The sequence below is a fragment of the Actinosynnema sp. NPDC023658 genome (assembly GCF_040639995.1).
Taxonomy (GTDB): domain Bacteria; phylum Actinomycetota; class Actinomycetes; order Mycobacteriales; family Pseudonocardiaceae; genus Actinosynnema.
The window spans coordinates 1-1,159 of sequence record NZ_JBFAAX010001417.1 but is presented as its reverse complement, the minus strand read 5'-3'; the positions used below and the strand labels follow the sequence as shown (position 1 = coordinate 1,159).

Sequence of the window (1,159 nt, the reverse complement as noted above, 5' to 3'; positions counted from 1 at the left end):
CCAGTCCACCCCAGACCATGATCCCCGCGATCAGCACCAGCGGCAGGACCATGAACAGGCAGAACGGGTCCACCCGCCCGAAATGCCGCCGTCCTCCGGAACTCGCCATCTACGCCCTCCCAGTCAAGCACCTCGCCGGGTGAACTTACGCGACGCGTGCCGACGGGCGGTCAACCGGGCGTCACGCGCCCCGCTGCTCGCGGCCGGGGTAGCGGCCCTGGGCGCGTTCGGCGACGGTGGCGAGCACCGCGAGCAGGACCATGCCCGCGCCGAGGCCGAGGTGCAGGAGGTTGTCGGCGGAGTTGAACGGGGCGAAGTTGGCCGGGTCGCCGTCGTGGTCGGTCGAGTGCACCGCCGCCCCGTAGACCCACAGCAGGAGGTAGACGAACCCGCCCGCGGCCAGGAACAGGCGTGACGCGCCAGTCGACGAGGCCGCGAGGACCCCGGCGGCGCCGAACAGCAGGAACACCCCACCGACGAACAGCGCGAGGGCTTGGACGGGCCGGCGGCGGGTGCCGACGCGGGTGATCGCACTCGTCATGCGGTCCTCCGATCAACGTCCTGTTTTCGGCGTACCCGGAAGGGCAGGGGCGAAACGAAGATCGCAGGTCTCCGCATCTGCGGAGTTATACTCACCTTCGTGCCGAATCTGCGGATCAGCGATGCCGCCGCCTTGCTCGGGGTCAGCGACGACACCGTGCGCCGGTGGGTCGAGCAGGGCCGCCTGACCGAGGTGCAGCTCGACAGCGGGCGCAAGGGCGTCGACGGCCGCGAGCTGGCCGAGCTCGCCCAACGGCTGGCCGAGGCGCCCGAGCCGGGGGTGACGGTGGCCGCGTCGGCGCGCAACCGGATGCGCGGGATCGTCACGCGGGTGGTCAAGGACGGCGTGATGGCGCAGGTCGAGCTGCAGGCGGGGCCGTTCCGGGTGGTGTCGCTGATGAGCCGCGACTCGGCCGACGAGCTGGGCCTGGAGGTGGGCGGGGTCGCGGTGGCGTCGATCAAGTCCACGCACGTCGTCGTCGAGATCCCGGAGGCGTGATGCGCGCGCTGGTCCCGCTGGTGCTGGTGGCCGCGTGCGCGGCGGCCGGGTGCGGCCCGGCGGGTTCCGGTGCGGCCGGTTCCGGCGCGGACGGCGGGGACGTGACGGGGAGGGTCAGCG

2 protein-coding genes are annotated in these 1,159 nt (G+C 72.6%); one reads left to right on the top strand and one right to left on the bottom strand.

All coding sequences use genetic code 11. From position 1 onward, the window contains the following. Positions 1-181: 181 nt before the first annotated feature. The gene (locus AB0G02_RS41460) at positions 182-541 is read right to left on the bottom strand and encodes a DUF4383 domain-containing protein (protein ID WP_360806428.1); all 360 of its coding nucleotides are present in this window, start codon (positions 539-541) and stop codon (positions 182-184) included. Between the two features lie 99 nt (positions 542-640). Here AB0G02_RS41460 and AB0G02_RS41455 point away from each other — a divergent pair, with 99 nt between their 5' ends. Then, positions 641-1,039 carry a TOBE domain-containing protein gene (locus tag AB0G02_RS41455; protein WP_360806425.1) on the top strand — a complete coding sequence of 133 codons (399 nt, stop codon included), beginning with the start codon at positions 641-643 and terminating at the stop codon, positions 1,037-1,039. Positions 1,040-1,159: the final 120 nt, after the last annotated feature.

Coding starts and splice junctions, on each gene's coding strand:
- AB0G02_RS41460 (WP_360806428.1), bottom strand. CDS start 541: ATGACGAGTGCGATCACCCGCGTCGGCACCCGCCGCCGGCCCGTCCAA.